This window comes from Sphingomonas sp., from assembly GCF_965200135.1.
Lineage (GTDB): Bacteria > Pseudomonadota > Alphaproteobacteria > Sphingomonadales > Sphingomonadaceae > Sphingomonas.
This window is the reverse complement of the sequence record NZ_CBDATK010000009.1, coordinates 1-21399: the sequence shown is the minus strand read 5'-3', so window position 1 is coordinate 21399 and position 21399 is coordinate 1. Positions and strand designations below refer to the sequence as shown.

The 21399-nt window shown below is 68.9% G+C and carries 20 protein-coding genes and 1 tRNA gene; 14 read left to right on the top strand and 7 right to left on the bottom strand.

Going from position 1 to position 21399, the window contains the following annotated elements:
* The first annotated feature begins 91 nt into the window (after window positions 1-91).
* Window positions 92-2431, top strand: a complete 2340-nt coding sequence (locus ACOFKS_RS11575) for an ATP-binding protein (RefSeq protein WP_419809404.1) — start codon at window positions 92-94, stop codon at window positions 2429-2431.
* A 57-nt stretch (window positions 2432-2488) separates the two neighbouring features.
* Window positions 2489-2881 carry a response regulator gene (locus tag ACOFKS_RS11570; RefSeq protein WP_419809403.1) on the top strand — a complete coding sequence of 131 codons (393 nt, stop codon included), beginning with the start codon at window positions 2489-2491 and terminating at the stop codon, window positions 2879-2881.
* A 6-nt stretch (window positions 2882-2887) separates the two neighbouring features.
* On the opposite strand, the gene ACOFKS_RS11565 is transcribed toward ACOFKS_RS11570, so the two are convergent.
* Window positions 2888-3103: a hypothetical protein gene (locus ACOFKS_RS11565; RefSeq protein WP_419809402.1), complete on the bottom strand. Its 216-nt coding sequence runs from the start codon at window positions 3101-3103 to the stop codon at window positions 2888-2890.
* 154 nt (window positions 3104-3257) lie between these two features.
* Here ACOFKS_RS11565 and ACOFKS_RS11560 point away from each other — a divergent pair, with 154 nt between their 5' ends.
* Window positions 3258-4823, top strand: coding sequence for a Na+/H+ antiporter (locus tag ACOFKS_RS11560; RefSeq protein WP_419809401.1), 1566 nt, complete (start codon window positions 3258-3260; stop codon window positions 4821-4823).
* 52 nt (window positions 4824-4875) lie between these two features.
* On the opposite strand, the gene ACOFKS_RS11555 is transcribed toward ACOFKS_RS11560, so the two are convergent.
* The 3 genes from ACOFKS_RS11555 to ACOFKS_RS11545 form a co-directional block, all read right to left on the bottom strand.
* On the bottom strand, window positions 4876-5124 hold the full coding sequence (locus ACOFKS_RS11555; protein ID WP_419809400.1) for a glutaredoxin domain-containing protein: 249 nt from the start codon (window positions 5122-5124) through the stop codon (window positions 4876-4878).
* A 53-nt stretch (window positions 5125-5177) separates the two neighbouring features.
* Window positions 5178-6470, bottom strand: coding sequence for an MFS transporter (locus ACOFKS_RS11550; protein WP_419809399.1), 1293 nt, complete (start codon window positions 6468-6470; stop codon window positions 5178-5180).
* 137 nt (window positions 6471-6607) lie between these two features.
* Window positions 6608-7588, bottom strand: a complete 981-nt coding sequence (locus tag ACOFKS_RS11545; RefSeq protein WP_419809398.1) for an MBL fold metallo-hydrolase — start codon at window positions 7586-7588, stop codon at window positions 6608-6610.
* 142 nt (window positions 7589-7730) lie between these two features.
* Between ACOFKS_RS11545 and ACOFKS_RS11540 the strand changes: the two genes are divergently transcribed.
* Both ACOFKS_RS11540 and ACOFKS_RS11535 read left to right on the top strand, forming a co-directional pair.
* Window positions 7731-9596, top strand: a complete 1866-nt coding sequence (locus ACOFKS_RS11540) for an ABC-F family ATP-binding cassette domain-containing protein (protein WP_419809397.1) — start codon at window positions 7731-7733, stop codon at window positions 9594-9596.
* Window positions 9597-9962: 366 nt separating this feature from the next.
* On the top strand, window positions 9963-11252 hold the full coding sequence (locus tag ACOFKS_RS11535) for a chloride channel protein (RefSeq protein ID WP_419809660.1): 1290 nt from the start codon (window positions 9963-9965) through the stop codon (window positions 11250-11252).
* A 522-nt stretch (window positions 11253-11774) separates the two neighbouring features.
* Here the strand turns inward: ACOFKS_RS11535 and ACOFKS_RS11530 are convergent.
* A tRNA-Ser gene (locus tag ACOFKS_RS11530) sits at window positions 11775-11864 on the bottom strand.
* Window positions 11865-12043: 179 nt separating this feature from the next.
* On the opposite strand from ACOFKS_RS11530, the gene hspQ reads away from it, so the two are divergent.
* Window positions 12044-12424 (top strand): heat shock protein HspQ, encoded by a 381-nt coding sequence (hspQ, locus tag ACOFKS_RS11525; protein WP_419809396.1) that lies wholly within the window; start codon window positions 12044-12046, stop codon window positions 12422-12424.
* Window positions 12425-12468: 44 nt separating this feature from the next.
* Here hspQ and ACOFKS_RS11520 read toward each other — a convergent pair whose 3' ends face one another.
* The gene (locus ACOFKS_RS11520; protein ID WP_419809395.1) at window positions 12469-15135 is read right to left on the bottom strand and encodes a TonB-dependent receptor plug domain-containing protein; all 2667 of its coding nucleotides are present in this window, start codon (window positions 15133-15135) and stop codon (window positions 12469-12471) included.
* A 325-nt stretch (window positions 15136-15460) separates the two neighbouring features.
* Here ACOFKS_RS11520 and rplU point away from each other — a divergent pair, with 325 nt between their 5' ends.
* The 7 genes from rplU (at window position 15461) to ACOFKS_RS11485 (ending at window position 19864) form a co-directional block, all read left to right on the top strand.
* Window positions 15461-15841: a 50S ribosomal protein L21 gene (rplU, locus tag ACOFKS_RS11515; protein ID WP_419809394.1), complete on the top strand. Its 381-nt coding sequence runs from the start codon at window positions 15461-15463 to the stop codon at window positions 15839-15841.
* A gap of 14 nt (window positions 15842-15855) precedes the next feature.
* Complete coding sequence (gene rpmA / locus ACOFKS_RS11510; RefSeq protein WP_419809393.1) at window positions 15856-16152, top strand: 50S ribosomal protein L27; 297 nt, start codon at window positions 15856-15858, stop codon at window positions 16150-16152.
* 161 nt (window positions 16153-16313) lie between these two features.
* Window positions 16314-16835 carry a GNAT family N-acetyltransferase gene (locus ACOFKS_RS11505; RefSeq protein ID WP_419809392.1) on the top strand — a complete coding sequence of 174 codons (522 nt, stop codon included), beginning with the start codon at window positions 16314-16316 and terminating at the stop codon, window positions 16833-16835.
* A gap of 142 nt (window positions 16836-16977) precedes the next feature.
* Window positions 16978-17565 (top strand): TetR/AcrR family transcriptional regulator, encoded by a 588-nt coding sequence (locus ACOFKS_RS11500; RefSeq protein WP_419809391.1) that lies wholly within the window; start codon window positions 16978-16980, stop codon window positions 17563-17565.
* 5 nt (window positions 17566-17570) lie between these two features.
* A complete protein-coding gene (locus tag ACOFKS_RS11495; RefSeq protein ID WP_419809390.1) occupies window positions 17571-18191 on the top strand; it encodes an alpha/beta hydrolase in 621 nt (206 codons plus the stop codon).
* A gap of 50 nt (window positions 18192-18241) precedes the next feature.
* Window positions 18242-19294: a GTPase ObgE gene (gene obgE / locus ACOFKS_RS11490; protein ID WP_419809389.1), complete on the top strand. Its 1053-nt coding sequence runs from the start codon at window positions 18242-18244 to the stop codon at window positions 19292-19294.
* A gap of 15 nt (window positions 19295-19309) precedes the next feature.
* Window positions 19310-19864 (top strand): Uma2 family endonuclease, encoded by a 555-nt coding sequence (locus ACOFKS_RS11485; RefSeq protein WP_419809388.1) that lies wholly within the window; start codon window positions 19310-19312, stop codon window positions 19862-19864.
* A gap of 3 nt (window positions 19865-19867) precedes the next feature.
* On the opposite strand, the gene ACOFKS_RS11480 is transcribed toward ACOFKS_RS11485, so the two are convergent.
* Window positions 19868-20026, bottom strand: a complete 159-nt coding sequence (locus ACOFKS_RS11480) for a hypothetical protein (protein WP_419809387.1) — start codon at window positions 20024-20026, stop codon at window positions 19868-19870.
* 159 nt (window positions 20027-20185) lie between these two features.
* Here ACOFKS_RS11480 and proB point away from each other — a divergent pair, with 159 nt between their 5' ends.
* Window positions 20186-21286: a glutamate 5-kinase gene (gene proB / locus ACOFKS_RS11475; RefSeq protein ID WP_419809386.1), complete on the top strand. Its 1101-nt coding sequence runs from the start codon at window positions 20186-20188 to the stop codon at window positions 21284-21286.
* Window positions 21287-21399: the final 113 nt, after the last annotated feature.

The window sequence follows — 21399 nt, the reverse complement described above, 5'->3', positions numbered from 1 at the left end:
CGCCATGTCGGCCCGGACCTCACCTAAGCAGCTGTTCGCCCTATTTCTGCTGCTGGCGGCTACCCCCGTCGGGGCCGCCGAACCCGCCTCGATGGCCGCATTCACCGCGACGGTCGACGCGACCAAGCAGCGGATGATGGCCGATCCCGAGCATGCGCTCGCCTCCGCGCTGGCGGCGGTCGCGATCGCGCGGCGGTTGCCGCCGTCGCACGAGGCGCAGGTGGCGTTGGTAACCGCCGAATGGCTGCACGGCGAGGCGCTGCTGTTCCTCAACAAGCTGCCCGAAGCGACCCCGATCGTCGAACGGACGCTGCGCGAGGCCGAGCGAGTCGCGCCCGACACGAAGTTGCACGGCGACCTGCTCCGCTCGCAGGGCGCGATCGCGGCGAGTTCGGGCCAGGTGCTGCAGGCGCTGCGCGACTACCAGCGCGCGCACGAGGTATTCCGCGCGGCAGGCGTTCAGCGCAGCCAGGCGCTGGCGCTGCAGGACATTGGCCAGATCTATTGGGACGCGGGCGACTATCCGCGCGCGCTCGACTATTACGGACAGTCCGCGGAGGTCTATTCAGGCGACCCCAGCCTCAACCTGACCACGCACAACAATCGGGCCGAGGTCTTCCGCAAACTGCACCGCTACCCGGAGGCCGCCGCCGCCTATCGCGCGGCGCTGACCGAAGCGCGCAAGCTGCAAAGCCCCTTGTTGCAGACGCGCATCCTGACCAACCTGGCGGGCAGCGAGGCGGAAGCCGGGCATCTGACGGTTGCACAGGCGGCGGCGGACCAGGCATTGCGCCTTGCCGCGCACGGTGAGGCGGCGGGGTGGAAACCCTATGCCTATGGCGCCGCCGCGCGGATCGCACTCGACGAGGGCCGGCTCGACCGCGCCGGCGAGCTGATCGCGACGACCTTCGCCGGCGTCGACCTGGCCCATAGCGAGATGCTGTTCCGGGACTATCACGCCACCGCCGCGCGCATCTACGAACTGCGCGGCGACGAGGCGCAGGCGCTGGCGCACCTGAAGGCGTTCCAGCGGCTGGACAGCGAGGCGCAGGCGTTGACCGCGTCGGCCGCCTCGCAGCTGACGGCGGCGCGGTTCGACTTCACCAACCAGAACTACAAGATCTCGCGGTTGAAACAGGGCCAGCTGGAAAGCGCGGTGCAGCTGGAACGGGGGCGCGGACGGTTGCAGAGCCTGGCGCTGAGCGCGGTCGCGATCATCGCCGCGCTGCTCGGCGCCGGCTTCGTGTCGCTGCGGCGCAGTCGAAACGCGATCCGCGCCACCAACGTCGAGCTGGAACGCGCCCTGAAAGCGAAGACCGATTTCCTCGCGACCACCAGCCACGAGATCAGGACGCCGCTGAACGGAATTCTCGGCATGACGCAGATCATGCTTGCCGGGCGCAAGCTCGCGCCCGAACTGCGCGACCAGATCGAGGTCGTCCACGGCGCCGGCGAGACGATGAAGGCGCTGGTCGACGACATCCTCGACATCGCCAAGATGGAGACGGGCGACATCGTCGTCGCGCGGGAGCCGACCCGCGTCGCCACGATCCTGGAGGAAACCGAGCGGCTGTGGCGCGGTCATGCCGAGGGCAAGGGGCTGACGTTGACGCTCGCCGTCCAGAACGTGCCGACGCTGATCCGCTGCGATCCGACGCGGCTGCGGCAGGTGGTGTTCAATCTCGTGTCGAACGCGGTCAAGTTCACCGCCAGCGGCACCGTTGCCATCGCCGCGCACGGTGACGGCGACACGCTGACGATCGAGATCGCCGACACCGGCATCGGCATCCCGGCGGACCAGCTCGATCTGATCTTCGAGCCGTTCCATCAGGTCGACGGCGGCACCACGCGGCGCTTCGGCGGCACCGGACTGGGACTGGCGATCTGCCGCAACATCGTCGCGGCGATGGGCGGCGACATCGCCGTGACGAGCGACGTCGGCCACGGGACGCGGTTCACCCTGCGTCTGCCGCTGATCGCGATCGATGCCGTTGCGGGGCCGGCACCGGCGCCGGGCGAACGCCGCGACGGCGTGCTGCTGGTCGAGGGCAATCCGTTGACGCAAGGCGTGCTGCGGAGCCTGCTGGAGCGACGTTCTCCGACGTTGACGATCGCGGCGTGCGGCGACTCCGCGCTGGCGGCGATCGCGTCGGGCAACGAGCGGCAATTGCTGATCGAGGCGAAGTCGGCGCTGATGGCGGACCGGGAACCGCTCGCCTCGCTGGCGACGCTGATCGCGGCCGGGCGCGCGGCGGGGATGCGCGTCCTGGTGCTCCTCGCCCCCTGTGCCGAACTCGACGTCGACGCGGTGCGGGCGCTGGGGGCGGATCAGCTGGTGCTCAAGCCGGTGACCGGGGCCGGGCTGCTGGGGTTCCTGGACGTCGCCCAATCCATTTCCGCCGAAGGGGCGGCGACCCGCGCTGCCGCCTAAACCATTGATTCAGCACCGGCCGTTATGGCCGGGGCGAACGCGGAGCCCGGCCCAGCCATGCAAGTCCTGTTTGTCGAAGACGATGCGATGAACCGGCGGGTCGTGCGCGACATGCTGAGCGTGGTCGGTGCCGACATGGCGGAGGCGGTCGACGCGGAGACCGGCCTCGGGATGATCGACCGCGAGGACTATGCCATCGTGCTGATGGACCTGCGGATGCCCGGGATGGACGGCGTCACCGCGATCCGCCGCATCCGCGCGCGAACCGACGCCAAGTCACGCGTGCCGGTGATCGTGGTCACCGCCGACACCGCCGTCGACCTGCGCCAGCGCTGCCTCGACAGCGGGGCCGACGACGTCATCCAGAAACCGGTCGCGATGGGCGCGCTGCTCGACGCGATGGGGCGGATGATGGCCCGGACCGCCGGCGACGACATCGTCCTCGCCTGAGCTGCGCTACTCCGGCGTTTCCTGTTCCGCGACCGGTCGCATCTCGTCCAGCAACGCCGCGATCCGGCGATAGCGGTGAACGCCCTCCAGGTGCCCGGCGAGGTTCGACGCCACCGTCTGCTCCGCGACCCACCGCGTCGCGGCGTCGCCATGCGCCCGCACGATCGCCTGCGCCTCGGCCCGCAGGTCGTCGAAATCTGATGCGGAGGTGATTGGCGACAAGCTACGATGCCCGGATGCGCGCGGATGCAGTCGCAGGCGTTACCGGAACATCTGCTTGCAAGTCCAGACCGTCGACGCGACGGAACGTCCACACGGAGCCCGCCGTTGAGCCGATCGCACCATAAAGGACTGATTTCTGCACATCTTCGAGCTTTTGCTGCTGGTCGTCGCGGCGGCATTGGTGCTGGCCTATTTCGCGCAGCGGCTGAAGGTGCCGCTGGCGGTGGCGCTGGTCTGCGGCGGCATGGCACTCGCCTTCGTGCCCGGCGTCGGCGAGGTCGAGCTGGAACCGGAGCTGGCGCTGGCGCTGTTCCTGCCGCCGCTGTTGCAGGCGAGCGCGTACCGGACCGACTGGCCTGCCTTCCGCTTCAACCTGCGCCCGATCCTGCTGCTCGCGATCGGGCTGGTGTTCTTCACCGCCGCCGCCGTCGCGATCGTCGCCAAGCTGCTGGTGCCGTCGCTGCCCTGGTGGGCGGCGGTGACGCTGGGTGCGATCGTGGCGCCACCCGATGCGGTCGCCGCCGCCGCCGTGCTCAAGCAGGTGCGCCTGCCCAAGCGTGTCGTGACGGTGCTGGAGGGCGAGAGCCTCATCAACGACGCGTCCAGCCTCGTCCTCTATCGCCTCGCCGTCACCGCCACCGTGGCCGGCACCTTCAGCTTCGGCGCGGGCGCTTTGCAGTTCGTCGGCGCCGCGATCGGCGGCGTGGTCGCGGGCTGGCTCGCCGGGCGGATCGCGATCTGGGTCTTCGCAAGGCTCGACGACACGCTGCTCGATATCACCGCCAGCCTGCTCGCGGGCTTTCTGGCGTACCTCGCCGCCGAGCAGGTCCATGCCTCAGGCGTCCTGGCGGCGGTGACCTGCGGCCTGATCCTCGGGCGCAAGCAGCATGCCGAGTTCACCGGCGAGTCGCGGCTCGGGCTGCAAGCGGTGTGGAGCTTCGTCGAGTTCATTCTCACCGCGCTCGTCTTCATGCTGATCGGGTTGCAGCTGCGCGGTATCGTCGGGCGGCTGGAGGGCTATGATGTCGGCGGCCTGGCGCTGCTCGGCGGGGCGATCGCGGCAACGCTGATCGTCAGCCGTTTCCTGTGGATCGTCCCCGCCACCTGGGTGCCGCGTGCCGTGTTTCCGGGGCTGCGCGAGCGTGATCCGCTGCCGCCCTGGCGCCATACGCTCATCACCGGCTGGGCGGGGATGCGCGGCGTCGTCAGCCTCGCCGCCGCGCTGGCGCTGCCGCTCAAGTTCCCCGGCCGCGACATCATCGTCTTCCTGGCGTTCTGCGCGATCTTCGCAACGCTGGTGCTGCAGGGGACGACGCTGGGCTGGCTGATCCGCCGTCTCGGCCTCGACAAGGAAGCCGAAGGAGAGTCCGACGAGGACGAGGCCCATGCGCGGGCCGAACTCGCCACCGCCTCGCTGGACGCGGTGCAGGCGCATGCCGACGAACATGTCGAGGACAAGCATGCCGACGCCGCCGCCGAGCTGGTCGAGCAGTTCCGGGCGGAGGCCGACCGCGCGCAGACCGATGGCGAGCATCCGCACCACCGCGCCGCCGAACTCGAGGTGCAGCAGCGGCTGCGGCTGGTCGCGATCGACGCGGCGCGCAACAAGCTCAATGAACGCACCGACGACATGGATGCCGAGGCGCACCGGACGCTGGGCGAGGAACTGGACCTGCAGGAACAGCAGATCCGCCGCGTGCTAGGCGAAGCCGGCGGCTGAACCGGGTCCGGACGCGGCCAGCAACCCCGCCCCGTCGTCGATCAGCTTTTCGTCACGCGTCCGCGAGATAGCGTTCCAGATCGTCGCTGCCGCCGATGCGTTCGTCGTCGATGAACACCTGCGGCGTGGTCTGAACATCATGCTCCGCCTCGAAGGCGTCGACCTCTTCGCGGCTGCGGAGGATGTGCTCGTCGATCGTGTAGCCGGCGGCTTCAAGCATCTGCTTGGCGCGGACGCCGAAGGGGCAGATGTGGTCGGGCAGCACCATGCGGTACAGCGTCGCGGTCTTCTGATCGGGCATCGGTCTCTCCGGCTTGGAATGGCTAGAGCGAACGGCAGGCGTGCGCGTTCCCCTCAGTCGCGCGGCGCCGCGTCGCGCAGCGGGTCGTTCGTGCGCGTATTCCGCATCAGCAGCGCGGCGATCAGTGTCAGCGCGAAGATCGCGGTGGCGTACCAAAAGAAGCCGCTCTCCCGTCCCGCCTGCTTGAACGACAGCGCGACATATTCCGCCGTACCGCCGAACAGCGCATTGCCGATGCCATAGGCCAGCCCGACGCCCAGCGCGCGCACCTCGACGGGGAACAGCTCCGCCTTGAAGATGCCGCTGACCGACGTGTAGACGCTGTTGATCGTCAGCGCCGCCAGCACCAGCGCGAACGCCGCGCCCGCGCTCTGCACCCGTCCCAGCCACGTCATCAGCGGCACCGTGCAGACCGTCGCCAGTGCGGCGAACGCGACGATGTTGGTCTTGCGCCCCCACCGGTCGGACAACGCGCCGAACACCGGCTGCAACAGCGCGAAGGGGACCAGCACGGCCATCATCACCCAATTGGCGGTCGCCGCCGCCATGTGCGCGGTGTTGACGAGGTATTTCTGCATGTAGGTCGTGAAGACGTAGAAGAAGAGCGATCCGCCCGCGCTGAGGATCACCACCGTCACGAACGCGCGCCAGTGCGGCACCAACGCCGCGAAGGTGCCCGCGTCGCGCCCGCCCCTGCCCGTCTCGTGCATCGCCCGCGCCAGCCAGAACACCGTCAGCGCCGCCAGCGCGCCGATCGCGAACGGGATGCGCCAGCCCCACGCCTCCAGCGCGGCGGTCGGCAGCGCCTGCTGAAGGATCAGCACCACGACCAGCGCCAGCAGCTGCCCGCCGATCAGCGTGACATACTGGAACGACGCCCAGAACCCGCGCCGCCCGTCGAACGCGATCTCGCTGAGATAGGTCGCCGCGGTGCCATATTGCCCGCCGGTCGAAAATCCCTGCACCATCCGCGCGACCAGCAGCAGCGCGGGCGCGGCGGCGCCCAGCGTCGCATAGGTCGGCAGCACGGCGATCGTCGCCGAGCCGACGCCCATCATCAGCACCGATACCACCGTCGCGCGGCGCCGCCCGTGGCGGTCCGCCAGCCGCCCGAACCACCACCCCCCCAGCGGCCGGAACAGAAAGCCGACCGCGAAGATGCCCGACGTGCCCAGCAGCTGCGCCGTCCGATCGCCGGCGGGAAAGAACGCCGCGCTGAAATACAGCGCGGTAAAGGCGTAGGCGTAGAAGTCGTACCATTCGATCAGGTTGCCGAGCGACCCGGCGACGATCGCCCGCACCCGCGCGGCGGTGGTCAGGGTGACGGCGATGGCGGGCGTATTCATGCGGCCTTGTCGCGCGGACACCATCGGGCCGCAAGCGACTCACGCCTGCCGGTGCTCCTGCGAAGGCAGGAGCCTGGAGCCGCAAAGACCGCCCTTGGCCACTCTGGGCTCCTGCCTCCGCAGGAGCACCGGCGAGCCTAGAAGTCGTAGGTGCTCCCTGGGTCGGCCGCGACGAAGCGGCTCGCCTCGATCCCCGCCGCCGCCGCCAGCGCCGTCGCCAGCCCTTCGACCGGCTCCTCCCGCGCCTCGTCCGTCAGCTGGAAAGTGCCCCAATGGATGCCGAGCGCGCGACCCGCCCCGACATCGGCGAAGATCCGCACCGCCTCCGCCGGGTCGACATGCTGCGCCGCCATGAACCAGCGTGGCGCATAGGCGCCGATCGGGATCAGCGCGACGTCGGGGCTGCCATGGCGGGCGCGGATGTCGCGGAAGATCGCGCCGTCGCCATAGCCCGTATCGCCCGCGAACCAGACGCTGCCCGCCGGCGTGTCGAGCCAGAACCCCGCCCACAGCGCCATCCGCCGGTCGTTCACCCCACGCGCCGACCAGTGGTTCGCCCGCGTCAGCGTCGTGCTCAGGCCGCTACCCAGCGCCACCCGGTCGTGCCAGTCGCCGACCTCGATCCGCGCGCCCGGCACGGCGCCCCGGACGATCGCGTCGTTGCCGAGCGGCATCACCATCAGCGGGTCGTGCGCCGCCTGCAACCGCCGCAGCGTCGCGACGTCGAGATGATCGTAATGGCCGTGGCTGAGCAGCACCGCGTCGATCGGCGGCAGGTCCTCGAACGCGATCCCCGGCGCCGTGACCCGCTTCGGCCCCGCGAACGACAGCGGGCTGGCGCGATCGGACCAGACCGGATCGGTCAGAATGTTCGACCCCGCTGCCTGGATCAGCAGCGTCGCATGCCCGACCATCGCCACCCTCAACCCGGCGACGCGCGGCTCGGGCCGGGCGGGCGTGACCGGCATCACTTTCGGCCATGTCGCTGCCCGGCTCGTCCACTTCCAGCGCAGCACCTCCAGCAGCGACCGGTCGGTATCGGGCTCGCCGGGGTTGAAGAAGCGCGTCCCGTCGAAATGGTCGCTCGGTGGTCCGGAATAATAGCGGTTGTTCGGCATCGGCTTCCCTGCGGCTCGTCTGCGACCCACGCTCCTACCGCTCGTGCCGAGCGAAGTCGAAGCACCGGGACCACCTTTCGACTTCGCTCAGGGCGAACGGAAGTCGGCTGACGGGATCGCGGGAGGGTGCTAGGCGCCCGCCGTGCTCAATCTCACCGACATCACCGTGCGCCTCGGCGGCCGCACCATCCTCGACGCCGCGACGGCGAAGCTGCCCCCGCGCGGTCGCATCGGGCTGATCGGCCGCAACGGCGCGGGCAAGACGACGCTGGTGCGCGTCATCGCCGGCATGCTCGACCCCGACACCGGCAAGGTCGAGATGCCGCGCGGCAGCCGCCTAGGCTATATCGCGCAGGAGGCGCCCGGCGGCCAGATGACCCCGCTGGAGACCGTGCTCGCCGCCGACGAGGAGCGGACCGCGCTGCTGGCGGAGAGCGAAACCAACCACGATCCCGACCGCCTCGCCGCCGTCCACGAGCGGCTGAACGCGATCGACGCGCATTCCGCGCCCGCCCGCGCCGCGCGCATCCTGGTCGGTCTCGGTTTCGACGAGGCGGCGCAGCACCGGCCGCTGGAAAGCTTCTCCGGCGGCTGGCGTATGCGCGTCGCGCTCGCCTCGCTCCTGTTCTCGCAGCCCGACCTGCTGCTGCTCGACGAACCGTCGAACCACCTCGATCTGGAGGCGGTGATGTGGCTGGAGGATTTCCTCCGCGCCTATCCCGCGACGATCGTGCTGGTCAGCCACGAGCGCGACTTCCTCAACAACGTCGTCGATCACATCCTGCATCTCGGCTCGGGCAAGCTGACGCTCTATCCCGGCGGCTACGACGCCTTCGAACGCCAACGCGCCGAACGGCAGGCGCAGCTCGCGTCCGCCAAGGCGAAGCAGGACGTCGAGCGCGAGAAGTTGCAGGATTACGTCGCGCGCAACAGCGCCCGTGCCTCGACCGCGAAGCAGGCGCAGAGCCGGGCCAAGGCGCTGGCGAGAATGAAGCCGATCGCGGAGATCGTCGACGACCCGACGTTGCAGTTCGACTTTCCCAACGCCGACGCGCTGCGCCCGCCGCTCATCACGCTCGACATGGCGGCGGTCGGGTATGACGCCAAGCCGGTGCTGCGGCGGCTCAACCTGCGGCTCGACCCCGACGATCGCATCGCGCTGCTCGGGCGCAACGGCAACGGCAAGACCACGCTCGCCCGCCTGCTCGCGGCGCAGCTGACCCCGATGGAAGGCGCGATGGCGGCGTCGGGCAAGATGCGCGTCGGCTATTTCACGCAGTATCAGGTCGAGGAGCTGGACCGCGACGAGACCCCGCTCCAGCACATGACGTCGCTGATGCGCGGCGCCAGCCAGTCCGCGGTGCGCGAGCAGCTCGGCCGCTTCGGCTTCTCGGGCGCCAAGGCGACGACGCAGGTCGGCAAGCTGTCGGGCGGCGAGCGCGCGCGGCTCGCGCTGGCGCTCATCACCCGCGATGCGCCGCATCTGCTGATCCTGGACGAGCCGACGAACCACCTCGACGTCGACACGCGCGAGGCGCTGATCCAGGCGCTGGCGGGGTTCGAGGGCGCGGTGGTGATCGTCAGCCACGATCGCCACATGATCGAAACCGTCGCCGACCGGCTGGTGCTGGTCGACGCCGGCGGCGCGCGCGAGTTCGACGGCACCGTCGACGACTATGTCGGCTTCATCCTCGCCAAGGAGCCGGGCGGCGCCAAGAAATCGCCCGAGGACAAGAAGGCGGCGCGCAAGGCGGCGGCCGACGCGCGCGAAAAGTACCAGGCGCTGTCGAAACGCGCCAAGCAGGTCGAGGGCGATCTCGCCAAGCTGACCGCGCAACGCAGCGCGGTCGACCGCGCGATGTTCGATCCGGCCGGCGCGGAGGGGGCACTGGCGACGCTGACGATGAGCGAGCTGATGACCCGGCGCGCCGATCTACAGGGCCAAATCGAGGTGCAGGAGGCGGCGTGGCTTCAGGCGAGCGAGGCGCTGGAGGCGGTCGCGGCCTGACTGTCGCTGGTGGGTCGGCCCTAAGCGAACCCGAGTCAGCGCGGCGCGGCAACGCCACGTCGTTGACGCTCGGTCGAAGCCGAGCCGGCCCCGCCGACGCGTCCTTACCGCAGCTACGCTACGGAAATGCGAGCAATTCGGTGGCGGTGCTGTCAGTTCAACGCTTGGCTGGCGCCGACATCCAAGCAGCGGAACCGCACGATATGGACATCCAGTCCCGCTATCGTCCGCCCGTTACCGGCCGGTGCATCTGGGCCGACAGAGCCCCAACGGCCTTTGACCCCGGTTCAGGTCATGCTTGCAATCGCGGACGCTCCGTGACGACAGGAAGGCGTGGCTATCTTTCTTGATCGACTGATCGCGCGTCTGACCGGCGCCGCCGAGGCGCTGCCGGTGCAGGCCGCGCGGACACTGGTACTATGGCGACGGCGGGTCGCAACGGGGGTCGGTGCGGTCGCGCTCGGCCTGGCCGCGCTGGCCTTCGCCAAGCTCGGCGACTTCGCGCAGCATCTCTTCGCGCGGTTCGACGCTATTTCGCCGTACGGAGTCCTTCTGCTCACGCCCGCGATCTTCGCCGCTGTCGTGTTCGCGACGAGCCGCTGGGCGCCCGCCGCGCGCGGGTCGGGCATCCCGCAGGTAATCGCCGCCGCGCGCGACCCCGAACTCGAGAGGGTCGGTCCGCTGGTGTCGCTTCGCACCGCTTCGGCCAAGATCGGACTGACGTTGGCGATGCTGCTGGGCGGCGGCTCGGTCGGGCGGGAAGGCCCCACCGTGCAACTGAGCGCCGCGATCATGGTCGCGGTTCATCGATTGTTGCGCGTGCCGATCAGCGCCGGCGTCCTGATCGCCGGCGGCGCGGCCGGTGTCGCCGCCGCCTTCAACACGCCGCTTGCGGGCGTCGCCTTCGCGATCGAGGAACTTGCCGCCGCCTATGAACAGAAAGTGGCCGTACTCGTCATGGCCGCGGTGATGATCGCTGGTTTGGTCAGCCTCGGCGTGGCAGGCGACTACATCTATTTCGGCCGGATGGGAGAGTCGCTCGGCTTCCGCGCCATCCTGATCGTGACGCCGGTCGCGGGTGTGATCGGCGGACTGACGGGCGGCCTGTTTAGCCGGATAGTTCTTGCCGTCGCCGCACCGTCACCCGCCTGGCTCGGTCGATTGAAGACCCGCCCCGTTGCGTTCGCGGCCGGCTGTGGGCTGGTCGTCGCGGTGCTCGGCCTGGTCAGCGGGGGCGCTACCTGGGGCACTGGGTACGAGGCAACGCGGCAGCTGGTCGAAGGTCACGGCCAGCCGTTTTGGTTCGGCCCGACGAAGTTCGTTGCCGCACTCGCCACGACGCTGAGCGGCGCTCCGGGCGGTGTGTTCGCGCCGTCGCTGTCGGTGGGAGCCGGGATCGGCAATCTCCTCACCCTCCTGTTCCCGCACGATTCACCCGGCGCGATCGTGCTGCTCGGGATGATCGCCTATTTCGTCGGCGTGGTCCGGGCGCCGCTCACCGCCGTGATCATCATCAGCGAGACGACCGCGAGCCGCGGCCTCATCATCCCGCTTTTCGCGGCCGCCCTGATCGCGGATCTGGTAAGCGCCCTGGTCTGTCCCGAGCGGCTTTATCACGGCCTCGCCAAGCCCTTCCTCCGCGAGCAGCGGGACTAGCGTCACTGGATCGGCGAAGACGAATCTGGATAGCGATGGAGCGACCCAGGTCACAGCCGCTAGGCGGCTGATTAGGGTTGCCGCTCCGCAGCATCGGCATGAAATGCATCGCGACTTGTTACATCGAGTCGGTATCCGCCCAATCGCGAAGCGCGCCAGCGGCGTTCAGCAGCGCCGTGAAAAAATGGCCGGCGAGGAGCGCGTCGACCGGGCGGATGGCGTAGGAGCCGAACCAACCCCGAATGGCTCAAAGGGCGCGCTCTGGGTCTACCTCCCCCCATCCGGCGCCGCGCACCTCCATAGATCGCGCGGCGGTCAGAACGCCGAACCCGAGGACCGGCGCCGACATGTTATCGCGCTCCCTCAGCTTGGCCACGATGCCGGGGACGTCAGCCCAAGGCGGGGCGGCGTGATGCTTGACCTTGCCAGCCACCTGCCGGGGAGCCGGGCATATCTTGTCCAACTTGCCCCTTACGATTTCTGCGGCTTCAGCTTGTTTTCGGCGGGTTTACGTAGGGTAAGTGGCGGAGAGGGTGGGATTCGAACCCACGGTACCCGTGAGGGCACGCCGCATTTCGAGTGCGGTACAATCGACCACTCTGCCACCTCTCCGCAGAGGACGTCTCGGCCCCGAAGGAGCCGTCCGGCCGGTCGAGCGCGCGCCCTATCGCATGGTCGCCAGCCGCGCAAGCGCGAGATCGGGAACCCGAACCAGCCCTCCCCCCACGCCAGCGCCCGGCCGCGCGCAAGCTCGTGCTTGCCCCGCCCATGGCGCCGCTTACATAGGAGCCATGCCTCGTCACCCGACCGCCGGTCAGCCGACCCGTTCAGATCCCGCCGCGCCCCCGATCGCCGCCGCGCGCTATGGCATCGGCGAGATCGTAAAGCACCGCATGTTCGACTTTCGCGGCGTGATCTTCGACGTCGATCCGGTCTTCGCCAATTCGGACGAATGGTATGAGGCGATCCCCGAGGGCATCCGCCCGCGCAAGGATCAGCCCTTCTATCACCTTCTCGCCGAGAACGCGGAGTCGAGCTACACCGCCTATGTCAGCCAGCAGAACCTGATCCCCGACGACAGCGACGAGCCGGTGGACCATCCCGCGATCGCCGGATTGTTCACGGGGTATGAGGACGGGCGTTACCGACTGAAGGCCGAGCACCGCCACTGAGTGGAAAGGGGGCCGCGTCGGCGACGCAGCCCCCTTCAGTCCCGTCAGTATTTCACGCGCAGCCGTGCGTAATAGAAGCCGCCGTTGATGCCGAACGGCCCACCCGAGCGCGGATAGATCTGACCGTCGGCCAGGCTGTTGGTCAGCGCATAGATCGGGTTGGTGGTGCTGGCGGCGATCTTGTCCGGATAGGTGTTGAAGACGTTGTTCGCGCCCACCGTGATCGTATAGCGCTCCGCCAGCGTATAGCTGATGTCGACGTCGGTCAGGAACTTCGACCCGAACCGCTGGCCCGGATATTCGAGCTGGTTGGCCCAGCTGCTGTAGAAGTTCTCGCGCGCGTTGAGCGTGAAGCCCGCGACCTGATAGTTGCCCGACAGGTTGGCGCGATGTTTCGGCGGCAGGTTCGAGATGTTGAAGCGTTGCTCCGGGCTGATGACCGCCGGGTCGAAATCGGTGACCGTGCTCTTGTTGTAATTATATGCGAGCGTCACGCTGAACGGATTGTCCATGACGCGGGTGCGATAGGTCGTGACCACGTCGACACCGCTGGTGCGCGTGTCGAACCCGTTGGTGAAATAGTTCACCACGCCGCCGACGCCGACCGTCGAGAGCGCCGGCAGCGCGGCGATGTTGGCCGCGGTGACGGTAAAGTTCTGCGAGATGCCGATCCGGTCGCGCACCTTGATCGTGTAGCCGTCGATCGTAAGCGACAGGCCTCGGAAGGGTTCGAGGACGAGGCCCGCGCCGAAGTTGGTCGACTTCTCCGGCTGCAGCTGGGTCGCGCCATAGAATTGCGCGATCGAGCTGGTCACCGGATAGGTGCCGGTCTGCACCTGATTGCCGCCCAGGAAGTTGGTGGTCAGGATCTGGGTGTTGTTCTGCCCCGGCGACGGCGCGTGGAAGCCGGTGCCCGCCGTGCCGCGCACCGCGATGGCATCGGTGATGTGGTAGATGAAGTTCGCCTTGCCGACGAAACGGCCGCCGAACGTCTCGTAATGTTCGTAGCGCCCGGCGATGCCGACCGACAGTGCTTCCACGATATCGGTCTCGGCGCCCACATAGACGCCATAGCTCTTCTGGCTGTTCTTGCCCGCGAAAGTCGGGCTGGTGCCGCCATAGCCGCTTGCCGCAGGCGATTGGGTGGCCACGATCTGCGCGCCCGCCGCATTCAGCGCCGGAACGTAGCCGGCGGGGGTCAGGTCGTACAGCGGCTGCCGGGCATAGGGTCCGGCGGCGTAGGATTGCAGGTCGCCGACCGTCGTTTCGTATTCCTCGCGCCGGAACTCGGCGCCCGCCGACAGCGTGACGACGCTCGCGAAGCCGACGTTGAGCGGATAGGTCAGGTCCAGATTGGCGTTCTGCTCGCGCTGGATGAGATCGCCGAAGAAAAAGCGCGTCTGGCTCTGCGGCCCGAACGAGGCGCTCAGCGAATCGTACATCGACAGCGACAGCGAGTTGCGCGCCAGCGTCCCCGACAGGTCGTAGGTGAAGCCGCCCAGATCGCCCTTGACCCCCGCCGTGCCATAGAGCTGCTGGACCTCGCCGAGGAAGCGCGGGGTGAAGCCGCCGGGATAGATGGAGGTGAAGTTGAAGGTGCCGCCGCCGTTGCGGACGAAGCCGCCGGCCGGGCAGGTGGCGGTGCCGGCCGGGCACGGCGTCGTGTAGATGGTGTTGAACGAGCCGTTGGCCCCCGGCGTGCGCGTGCCGGTCGTGCCGTTGCCCAGGTCGACGGTCAGCGCGGTCGGCGAGGTGATCGGCGAGCGATAGTTGAAGCTCTGGTTGGCGTTGGTGTGGGCATAGTTGATCGTGCCGTAGAGCTTGACGCCGTCGGCGACCTCGTAGGCCGCGTTGCCGAATACCTTATAGCCGTGCGACGGCGACGAACCCCAGTTCTGCACCGGGCCGGGATAGTTGGGGATGCGGCCGACGACGCCCGGCTGGACCTGCGCCAATACCACGGCGAGCGGGCGCGTCGCGCCACGGCTGGTGCCGTCCTCGTCGAAATATTCGCCCGAGACGTTCGCGAAGCCGCGCTCGCCGAGCTTGACGCCTGCGAACGCCGCGATCTGATAGCGGTCGCCGTCGTTGCGATAGGTCTGGCCATAGCTGGCCTGCATCTCGAACCCCTGGTCCTCGCGCAGCTGGTAGTTGATGACGCCCGCGATCGCGTCCGATCCGTACTGCGCCGTCGCGCCGTCGCGCAGCACCTGCAGGTTGCCCACCGAGATCGCCGGGATGTTGCCGATGTCGGACCCTTGCGAGCCATAGGACAGCGCGGTGTCCGCGCCAGAATAGACCTGGACCAGCGCGGAGCGGTTGTAGCGCTTGCCGTTGATCATCACCAGGATCTGGTCGGCGCCGAGACCACGCAGCGACGGCGGACGGACGAAGGTGGAGGCGTCGGAGATCGTGTTCTGCGGCACGAAGAAGGAGGGGACGATGTTGCGGACGATATCCAGCATGTTCGCCGCAGGCTGGGACTGAAGCTCCTCGGCGCCGATCACGTCCACCGGAGAGGCCGAATCGGCCGAGGTGCGGTCGGTGCGTCGGGTGCCGACCACGAGCACGTCCTGTGCATCGGTGGTGGTCTGTTCGGAGACGGACGGTTCTGTCGTCGATTCGGCTTGCGGCACCGTTTGCGCCTGGACGGCGGACGTCGCCAGCAGCGCCGTTGCGATCGCGATCGTCGAACTGAAAGTCTTGGTCATTATTGACGCCCCCTTGGCATTGCCGATCCAGGCGCCCGAAACCGTCGCCGCGATTGCCGTTTCGGCCTCTCGCGTCCCAGCTCGGGTGCAGCGCGAAGAGGACACGAGTTGGGCAAGAAGACAATTGCATGGGAATGCTGCGTCGCCGCATTTCACAAGCTATGTTGCCGAAATGCTACAGCCGGATCGGACGTAAATTAGCGGGCGGTGCGATCACCCCCCGTTGCGGTCGACGGTTGACAGGGCGGGCGCATTTCCTTAGCTGGCCCTTCTCCCGACGGGCTTGCCCGGACGGGCACAAATGTTTGAAGAAGAGAACTCAGCCATGTTCGCAGTGGTGCGTACGGGCGGCAAGCAATATCGCGTCGCCGCCGGAGACAAGATCGTCGTCGATCGCATGGACGGCGAGGCAGGTGCCTCGATCGCCCTCGACGTGCTGCTCGCGGGCGAAGGCTCCGAGCTGCGCGACGCCGGCGGCGTCACCGTCGCCGCCGAGATCATCGCGCAGGCGAAAGGTGACAAGGTCATCGTCTTCAAGAAGCGTCGCCGGCACAACTATCGCCGTCGCAACGGCCATCGTCAGCTGCACACGATCCTGAAGATCGTGTCGGTCGGCGGCCAGACCGCCGAGCAGCGGACGCAGGCGCAGAACGCGACCGTCAACGACACTTCGAGCGAGACCGCCCCTGCGGTCGCTCAGGCGTAAGGAGCTAACGGACCATGGCACATAAGAAAGCAGGCGGCTCCTCGCGCAACGGTCGCGATTCGGCCGGTCGTCGCCTCGGCGTAAAGCTGTTCGGCGGGCAGGAGTGCGTCGCCGGCAACATCATCGTGCGTCAGCGCGGCACCAAGTTCTACGCCGGCCGGAACGTCGGCATGGGCAAGGACCATACGCTGTTCGCGCTGGTCGACGGTCGCGTCACGTTCGCGCAAGGCAAGCTCGGCCGAAAGTTCTGTTCGGTCCTGGCCCCGGCGAACGACACGACCACCGAGCCGATGGCGATCGCGGCCGAATAATCGGGTAACCGGACGGGTTGCCCACCAGGGCGACCCGGGTCCAGCAGGACCAGCCACACAAGGGAGACGGGTCCGCCCCGGCTCCCTTTTTTCTTGCTCTCTCCACGCGAAATGTCGCCGCCAAGTCATGAGTGACGTGCAAGCGGCGAGGAGGAGGGAGCATGTTCGCCCGTACCGCCCGACTGACGCTGCGCCCCGGCTGGCCCGAGGACGCTCCTGCGCTGACGCATGCGATCGCGCATGAATGCGTGGCGATGCGGCTCGCCAGGCTGCCCTGGCCCTACACGATCGACCATGCTCGCTGGTGGCTGGAGACTCCGCACGGTGGCGACGACCACCCGCTGCTGATCTTCGCACACGACCGCGGCGACCAACCGGTGCTGGTCGGCGGCGCGGGTCTGCACCCGGCGGGCCCGGATCACGAAGGGGAGCTGGAGATCGGCTATTGGCTGACCCCCGACGCCTGGGGCCGCGGCTATGCGACCGAGGCGGCGCGCGCGGTCGTCGACATGGCGCGCCACGCGCTCGGGCGGAAGCGGCTGGTCAGCGGGCATTTCCTCGACAATCCGGCGTCGGGCCGCGTCCTGAGGAAACTCGGCTTCGCGCAGACCGGCGTGGGACGGCGGGACTGCCTCGCACGCGGCGAAAAGGTCGATTGCGCGACGTTCGAGCTGGCGCTCTGACGGCCTGAGCGCTGCGAGCCAGGGTGAGGGGCTGCCCGCTTCGGCCCCTCACCCTGCCGCTGCGCGGCTGTCCCTATCCCCTGCAGGGAGAGGGTAGGAAGTCGGTTGCCTCCCCGTCCATTCCGTCCAACAAGCGGCACGCATGTCCGTCACCCCCCTCCCCGTCCGCCGCCGCCTGTCGCCCACCGAATCCCGCGACGCCGCGCTCGACGCGGCGCAGACGCTGCTGGTCGAGAGCGGCCCGCAGGCCGTCACGCTCAAGGCGGTATCCGCGCGCATCGGTCGTACCCACGCCAACCTGCTCCACCATTTCGGCTCCGCCTATGGTCTGCAACAGGCGCTGATCGCACGCATGGCGGGGTTCATCACCTCGACCATCCGCGAGGCGGTGCTGCGCCAGCGGGCCTCCCCCGATCCCAACCCCGGCGAGGTGGTCGACCTCGCCTTCGATGCGTTCGACACCGGCGGCGCGGGCGCGCTGGCGAGCTGGATGATCCTGTCGGGCAACGAGGATGCGCTCGACCCGATCCTGACCGCGATCCACGATCTGGTCGACGACCTCGCCGCCGATCACCGCGACGCGAAGCCGCTGGCGGACGAGACGCTGACGCTGGTGCTGATGGCGCTGGGCGACGCGCTCCTCGGCGGCGCACTCGCGCGCGCGCTGGGCGTGCCGCGCGAGCGGGCGCGGGTGCTGGCGCGGGAGATGTTGCTCCAGGGTAGGACCTGATCGGCATGCCGACGTTCCGACCGCTGCTGGTACTCGCCGCCTGCATCGCGCTGGGAGCGACTAAGCCGCCGCCGCGCTTTATCTATTACCTCCATGGCAAGATCGTGGAGGATGCCGGTCCACGCGGGATCAGCCCACGCTTCGGCGCGTATGATTATGCCGGCATCGTCGCTGCGCTGGGACGCGACGGCGCTACCGTCGTCAGCGAGGCCAGGCCGGCAGGCACCGACGCACGCGCCTATGCCGACAAGGTGGTCGACGAGATCCGTGCCCGGCTCGCGGCTGGAGTGCCGCCGTCCCATGTCACGGTTATCGGCGCATCCAAAGGATCGGTGATCGCGACTTTGGTGTCGACGCGGCTGGCGCGGCGAGGCATCCGGTACGTTCTGGTCGCCGATTGCAATGACTGGCTGATCCGCGAGTTCGACCCGCACCTCTCGGGCGAGGTGCTGTCGATCTACGAGACATCCGACGAGATCGGCGGCAGTTGCCGGCCGCTCGTCGAACGATCGCCGGCGGTAACGCGATTCCGGGAGGTCGCGCTCCACACCGGCTTGGGTCACGGCCTGATCTATCGACCGCTCGACGACTGGGTCGCGCCCGCGCTGGCATGGTCGAGGCGATAGCAGATTCTGAAGCGTCGCCTTGGTTGCGCTAAAGCGTTACTGCACGCGCCATGCACTTCCTAGACCAAGCCAAGATCTTCTGCCGCTCCGGCACCGGCGGCCCCGGCGCCGTGTCCTTCCGGCGCGAAAAATACATCGAATATGGCGGTCCCGACGGCGGCAACGGCGGCAAGGGGGGCGACATCGTGTTCGAGGCCGTCGCCGGGCTCAACACGCTGATCGACTTTCGCTACACCCAGCATTTCCGCGCCCCGCGTGGCTCCGGCGGGTCCGGGTCGAACCGCACCGGCGGCGGTGGCGACGACCTCGTCGTCAAGGTGCCGGTGGGCACGCAGGTGCTTGCCGACGACGACGAGCGAACGCTGCTGCTCGACCTGACGGAGGTCGGCCAGCGCGTCATGTTCCTGCGCGGCGGCGACGGCGGGCGCGGCAATGCCAGCTACAAGACCTCAACCAACCGCGCACCGCGCCAGCACGGCACCGGCTGGCCCGAGCAGGAGGCGTGGGTGTGGCTGCGCCTCAAGCTGCTCGCCGACGCCGGGCTGGTCGGTCTGCCCAACGCCGGCAAGTCGACCTTCATCAACGCCGTCACCAACGCGCAGGCGAAGGTCGGCGCCTATGCCTTCACCACCACCCGCCCGCAGCTCGGCGTCGTGCGCCATCACAGCCGCGAGTTCGTCGTCGCGGATATCCCCGGCCTGATCGAGGGCGCGGCGGACGGCGCGGGCATCGGCGACCGCTTCCTGGGCCATATCGAGCGCTGCCGCGTCCTGCTCCATCTGGTCGACGCGCAGGACGACGACGTCGCGGAGAGCTATCGCATCGTCCGCGACGAGCTGGAAAATTACGGCGCGGGGCTGACCGACAAGCCGGTCGTCCTCGCGCTCAACAAGATCGACACGCTGGACGACGAACTGATCGCCGCACTGTCGGCCGAGCTGGAGGAGGCGTCGGGCTACCCCGTCATCCCGCTGTCGTCCGCCGCCGGCACCGGCGTCGACTGGGTGCTCGACCGCCTGCTCGACGCCCTCCCCCCCGCCCCCGGCGCGGCCGCCAGGGACGATTGGGGCGAGGAGGACGCGGTGGAGTGGTCGCCGATTTAGGTGTATGCGACGCCGATGGCGACGCAACCACACTATCCGCTGCTGACCGCCGACGAGTTCCTCCAGATCGACTTCGGCGATCGCAAGGCGGAGCTGGACAACGGCGTCATTCGGATGATGGCCGGTGGATCGGGACGACATGCGCGCATCGCCTTCAACATCATGCGGGCGCTGGGCAATCGTCTTCAGGGCACCGGCAGCACACCCTACAACTCCGACATGGCGACGCGCACCCACGACCTGTCGATCCGCTACCCGGACGTGACGGTCTTCTGCGGCCGCGACGGGCCGGAGAACGACGACCTGAAGGCATGGGACGACCCGCGTATTCTGATCGAGGTCCTGTCGGCGGGCAACGCGCGCACCGATCTCCGCGTCAAGCTTCCCGAATATAAGGCATTACCCAGCGTCGACACCGTGATCTTCGTCGACACCGCCATCGAGCGCGTGCGCGTCGTGCAGCGCACCGGGCCCAAGCGCTGGGACGACGACCAGCATGACGATCCGTTCGACGTGCCCCTGCCCGCGCTCGGCATCACCCTGCCCCACGCGGAAATCTTCGCCCGCTGAGCGTCAGGCGGCGAGCCCGGTCACCTGCGCCTGCGCGACCTTCGCTTCCAGTTCGCGGATATAGGCGCGCAGGATGCGGCGGCTGTGGTCGTCGGACAGCCCGCCGGCGATCCGTTGTGCGCGCGCGATGTCGCGCCTGACCTGCAGAAGAGCGTCGTCCATGACGGTTGCGTTACGACGGTAAATTATCTGTTAGCAGCCCTTGACCCGGTGAGCTGCGATTCGTCTGCGACCAGCCGAACTTGTCCACAGCGCCCGCCGATTCCATCCACAGCCCGACCCGGTTTGGCCTCTCGACCTGTCCGCGGTAAGGCCGTGTCCGTGCTGTTTCCGCCCGCCTCCTGCCCCCGCCTGATCGTCAAGATCGGCTCCGCGCTGCTTGTCGATCCCAATGGCGGCGTGCGTCGGGCATGGCTTGAGGGCGTCGCCGCCGACCTCGCCGACCGCGCCCGCGCCGGCCAGCAGATCGCGATCGTCTCCTCCGGCGCGATCGCGCTCGGTGCGCGACGGCTGGCGCTGGCGAAGGGCGGCCGCGGCAGCCTGGAGGACGCGCAGGCCGCCGCCGCGGTCGGACAGATCGCGCTGGCGCAGGTGTGGACGGAGGTGCTCGCCGCGCAGGGGCTGACCGCCGCGCAGATGCTGGTGACGCTCGACGATCTGGAGGACCGGCGGCGCTACCTCAACGCCGCCGCGACACTCGACCGGCTGCTGTCGTTGCGCGCGGTGCCGGTGCTCAACGAGAACGACAGCGTCGCCACCGCCGAGATCCGCTTCGGCGACAACGATCGCCTCGCGGCCCGCGTCGCGCAGGCGGCGGGCGCGAGCGGCGTCGTGCTGCTGTCCGACGTCGACGGCCTCTACGACCGCAACCCCGCGCTGCCCGGTGCGGCGCACCTCGCCGTCGTCGAGCGTATCGACGCGGGCGTGCTGGCGATGGCGGATGCGGGCTCCGCGTCGGGCATGGGGTCGGGCGGGATGGTATCGAAACTCGCCGCCGCGCGCATCGCCACCGCCGCCGGTATCCCGCTGGCGATTGCCTCCGGCCGCGTCGACCGGCCGCTGTCGACGACGGCGCGCCACACGCTCTTCGCCGCCGAGCGCACCGCGACCGCGCGCAAGGCGTGGCTGGCGGGTGGACTGACCGCCAAGGGGGTGATCCGCGTCGATGCCGGCGCCGCGACCGCGCTGCGAAAGGGCGGCAGCCTCCTCGCCGCCGGGGCGACCGCGGCCGAGGGCGGCTTCATGCGCGGCGACCTGGTGACGGTCGAGGGACCGGAGGGCAGCGTCGCGCGCGGTCTCGCCGAATACGACGCCGCCGACGCGCGGCGGCTGCTCGGCCGCCGCTCCGACGAACACGCCGCGATCCTCGGCTACGCGCCCCGCGCCGCGCTGGTCCACCGCAACCATCTGGCGCTGCTGTGATCGTCGCGCTCACCGGCGCCACGGGCTTCGTCGGGCGCGTCACGCTCGACCTGCTGCGCGCGCAGGGCCACATGGTGCGCGCGCTCGTCCGCCGGCCGCAACCAGCGCGCGAG

Bases quoted from the DNA above. Each gene is read 5' to 3' on its own strand.
- ACOFKS_RS11545 (WP_419809398.1), bottom strand. From the start codon at position 7,588: ATGCCGAACAACCGCTATTATTCCGGACCACCGAGCGACCATTTCGAC.
- ACOFKS_RS11555 (WP_419809400.1), bottom strand. From the start codon at position 5,124: ATGCCCGATCAGAAGACCGCGACGCTGTACCGCATGGTGCTGCCCGAC.
- rplU (WP_419809394.1), top strand. From the start codon at position 15,461: ATGTTCGCAGTGGTGCGTACGGGCGGCAAGCAATATCGCGTCGCCGCC.
- ACOFKS_RS11495 (WP_419809390.1), top strand. From the start codon at position 17,571: ATGCCGACGTTCCGACCGCTGCTGGTACTCGCCGCCTGCATCGCGCTG.
- ACOFKS_RS11480 (WP_419809387.1), bottom strand. From the start codon at position 20,026: ATGGACGACGCTCTTCTGCAGGTCAGGCGCGACATCGCGCGCGCACAA.
- ACOFKS_RS11505 (WP_419809392.1), top strand. From the start codon at position 16,314: ATGTTCGCCCGTACCGCCCGACTGACGCTGCGCCCCGGCTGGCCCGAG.
- ACOFKS_RS11520 (WP_419809395.1), bottom strand. From the start codon at position 15,135: ATGACCAAGACTTTCAGTTCGACGATCGCGATCGCAACGGCGCTGCTG.
- ACOFKS_RS11550 (WP_419809399.1), bottom strand. From the start codon at position 6,470: ATGAATACGCCCGCCATCGCCGTCACCCTGACCACCGCCGCGCGGGTG.
- obgE (WP_419809389.1), top strand. From the start codon at position 18,242: ATGCACTTCCTAGACCAAGCCAAGATCTTCTGCCGCTCCGGCACCGGC.
- ACOFKS_RS11575 (WP_419809404.1), top strand. From the start codon at position 92: ATGGCCGCATTCACCGCGACGGTCGACGCGACCAAGCAGCGGATGATG.
- ACOFKS_RS11570 (WP_419809403.1), top strand. From the start codon at position 2,489: ATGCAAGTCCTGTTTGTCGAAGACGATGCGATGAACCGGCGGGTCGTG.
- hspQ (WP_419809396.1), top strand. From the start codon at position 12,044: ATGCCTCGTCACCCGACCGCCGGTCAGCCGACCCGTTCAGATCCCGCC.
- ACOFKS_RS11500 (WP_419809391.1), top strand. From the start codon at position 16,978: ATGTCCGTCACCCCCCTCCCCGTCCGCCGCCGCCTGTCGCCCACCGAA.
- ACOFKS_RS11485 (WP_419809388.1), top strand. From the start codon at position 19,310: ATGGCGACGCAACCACACTATCCGCTGCTGACCGCCGACGAGTTCCTC.
- rpmA (WP_419809393.1), top strand. From the start codon at position 15,856: ATGGCACATAAGAAAGCAGGCGGCTCCTCGCGCAACGGTCGCGATTCG.